At 42.5% G+C, this 3458-nt stretch carries 2 protein-coding genes; both read right to left on the reverse strand.

Features of this window, described 5'->3' with window-relative positions:
* Positions 1–335: 335 nt before the first annotated feature.
* Positions 336–2753, reverse strand: coding sequence for an endopeptidase La (lon, locus tag CYP77_RS09840; RefSeq protein WP_103568003.1), 2418 nt, complete (start codon positions 2751–2753; stop codon positions 336–338).
* 8 nt (positions 2754–2761) lie between these two features.
* The gene (locus CYP77_RS09845) at positions 2762–3409 is read right to left on the reverse strand and encodes an outer membrane protein assembly factor BamD (protein ID WP_021084369.1); all 648 of its coding nucleotides are present in this window, start codon (positions 3407–3409) and stop codon (positions 2762–2764) included.
* Positions 3410–3458: the final 49 nt, after the last annotated feature.

Here is a 3458-nt window from a genome sequence, read left to right on the forward strand (position 1 = left end):
AAAACGCATGCAGTGCGAAGCACTGAAGCATGCACTTCTAACGTGCGAGGGGATTGGAGGATTTAAAAAGGGGGATAAGGAGACGGCTTTACTTCGCAAGCTTGTAACTGCAAGCAGAACATAATTCAAGTCCCCTTTTCTCCCTTTTGGGTAAAAGTATCACAAATGGAATTTTATATTTTTTCAAATTTTAAAATTTGCTAGAAATTTTCGCAACATATTGTTTAAATTATTAACTGCTTATATGCGCTATGTGGCTTTTTGCTTGGATTTTAGGATGGCCAAAATTTATAAATTTATCTAGCCCTAAAGTGAGATTAGGGCTAGAATAAGGATTATTTTTTAGCTACAAGAGCATTTTTTAGTACATCATCGATCGTATCAACTGCGATGATCTTCATGTCGCCTTTTACTTCAGCTGGTATATCGATAAGGTCGCGGTCATAGTTTTTGCGAGGTATCAGAGCTGTTTTGATGCCAGCTTTGTGAGCGGCGATCAGCTTCTCTTTTAGTCCTCCGATCGGTAGCACTCTACCCGTTAGCGTGATCTCGCCAGTCATTGCGATGTCGTGCTTGACCTTTGTGTCAGTCAGTATCGATGCGATCGCCGTTGTCATCGTGATACCAGCGCTTGGGCCGTCTTTTGGCACAGCACCCTCTGGCACGTGTAAGTGAAGGTCGTAGCGTCTATAAACGTCGCTGGCTTCGAGCTTGTGTTTGTCATCGTCAAATTTTGGCACGATAGCCATCGGCACTTTTAGCTTTTTGTTATCGATCAGTACTTTTACGACGCTAAATGCGATCTGAGCGCTCTCTTTCATTACGTCACCTAGCTGACCAGTGATCTGCATATTGCCTTTGCCTTGGATCCTGATAGCCTCGATCCTTAGCACGTCACCTCCGACACTAGTCCAAGCAAGGCCATTTACTAGGCCTATCTGATCTTTTTTATCCGCTGGCTCGATCTCATAGACCTTTTTCTCTAAAAACTCTTTTAAATTTTTAGCCGTGACGCTAATCTTGCCTTCATTCTTTTTAGTGAGGATATTTTTGGCGACTTTTCTTAGTATGTCAGCGATCCTGCGGCGTAAATTTCGCACGCCACTCTCTCTTGTGTAGTCGCTAATTATTAGCTCAAGTGCCTCTTTGCTGATGCTTACATCACTTGGTTTTAGGCCGTGCTTTTTAAGCTCTTGGGGCAAGAGATATTTTTTAGCTATCTCAAATTTCTCTTGTGGGGTGTATGAGCTAAGCTCGATAAACTCCATCCTGTCGCGAAGTGCAGCTGGTATCATGCTCACGTCATTTGCTGTGGCGATGAAGATGATCTTGCTAAGATCGATGTTAAAATTTAGATAGTAGTCTCTAAATTTATTATTTTGCTCTGGGTCTAAAATTTCAAGTAAAACAGCCGTCGGATCGCCCCTGTAGCTTCTGCCAACCTTGTCGATCTCATCTAGTACAACCACTGGGTTCATCTGCTTGGCTTCTATGAGCCCTTGCACGATGCGGCCTGGCATAGCGCCTATATATGTACGGCGGTGGCCTCTTAGTTCGTTTACGTCTTCAAGTCCGCCAAGTGCGATCCTAACTAGCTCACGTTTTAGCGCCTTTGCGATCGAGTTTGCAAGGCTTGTTTTACCCACACCAGGAGGGCCTGCAAAGCACAAAATGGCGCCATTATTTACCTTCTCACCAACTCCTCTAAGCTCTAAAAGCTCACGCAATGCAAAATACTCCTCTATGCGCTCTTTTGGCTTTTCTAAGCTATAGTGGTCAGCATTTAGGTGCTTGCTCACTTCGGTGATAGATGACTTTTTCTTAGCTACATTTTCAAATGGAATTTCAAGTACCCAGTCAAGGTAGCTTTGCAAGGTGTTTGCGTCGGCTGAGTCTGGGTGCATGCGAGAGAGCTTGTCTATTTGTTTTTTGATCTCTTTATAGGCATCCTCAGCCATAAATTTCTTCTTCGCATCAAGCTTTTTATTATACTCTTCAAGCTCCTCTTCACGGCTCGTATCCGCTCCAAGCTCAGCTTGAATTTGCTTTAGCTGCTCTTTTAAAAAGTACTCTTTATTTGTCTTGTCGATCTTTGAATGGACCTTATTTTTGATCTCTTTTTGAAGCTTGTTTGCCTCGATCTCTTCGATGACGTAGTCGATGAGCTTTAGTAGGCGCTGCTCTAAATTTTCCTCGACAAAAAAGCTATAAGCGATCTGTTTTTTTAGGCGAAGTGCGCTTGAAACTAGGTCACAAACTCTGATCGCTTCAGCACTCTCTTCGATCGTCTTTAAAAGATCAGGTGGGAAAAAGTGACTAAACTGCGAAAGCTCTCTTACTTTTTCTCTTAAAACCACGATGAGAGCGTCAGTTTTGACCTGTGATGGGCGCTTGACGTGGAGCATATCGACGATACCACGGAGTGGGTTTATGCCTGATTGTTTTAAAATTTTACCTTTATCGATGCCCTGAAATAGCACTTTTACGCGCCCGTCAGGTAGCGGCACGCGGCGCATTATCGTGCCGATAACGCCTGCGTCATAGATGCCGTCAAAGTCTCTAGCGCCGTCTTGCTGTGGCTTTGTAGGCACGACAAGGATCGGCGTTTCACCTTGTATGGCAAGTTCAAGTGCTTTTAAATTTTCTTCGTCGCTTAAAAAAAGCGGTGTTATCATAAATGGATATAAAAATAGCTCGTCCTCAACGATGATAGGAATTTCGGTTGGCAAGCTTTTGTTTTCGTTTATTTGCAAAATTTCTCCTATTCAAACAGTTTTCTATACCATGCCACGTCAGGTTTGATAAGGTCTGAGTTTTTAAACGGCGACTCTTCTAGCTTTTGCTCGTAAATTTTAGCCGAAACGTCACGGCCAGTTCTCTTGTAAAGATCTGCTATTTGCATATCTAAGAAGTAAAGCGCTAGTTTAAATTTGATAAGCATGGTCTCGATAAGTGGCTTATACTCGGTATTTGGATACATATAAAGAAATTTCTCGATCTCAGTTACGCTATCTTCCATGAGCTTTTGGTTGCGGTTTGGCTGGGTAAATGAGTCAAAATTTGCCTTTATCTTTAGATACTGAGCAAATTCTGTTTTTGGGCCGTTGTCGCCGTATCTTTTGATGTACTCATCAAGATAGTGATTTGCCATGAGATACTCTTCGTCATTTGCGTGAGCTTGGGCAAGGATGAGTAAAATCTGCTCCAAAAGTGGGCTTGCAACGTGCTCGCTAGCCATTGAAACGTAGTGTTTATCAGCTGACTCCAGATCGCCATCTTTGATATCGGCGATGACCTGAGCGTACCACTCGTCTGGAGTTAGATTGTAAAGTTCGGTGTATTTTTCAGCACAACCACTAAAAAGCCCTAAAAGAGCTACGACTGCTAGAAATTTAGAAAATTTTTTCATACTTTTCCTTAAAAATTTTAAATTCGCTTATTTTACATTTTTTGGCATT

This window comes from Campylobacter concisus (assembly GCF_002913865.1).
Lineage (GTDB): Bacteria > Campylobacterota > Campylobacteria > Campylobacterales > Campylobacteraceae > Campylobacter_A > Campylobacter_A concisus_AM.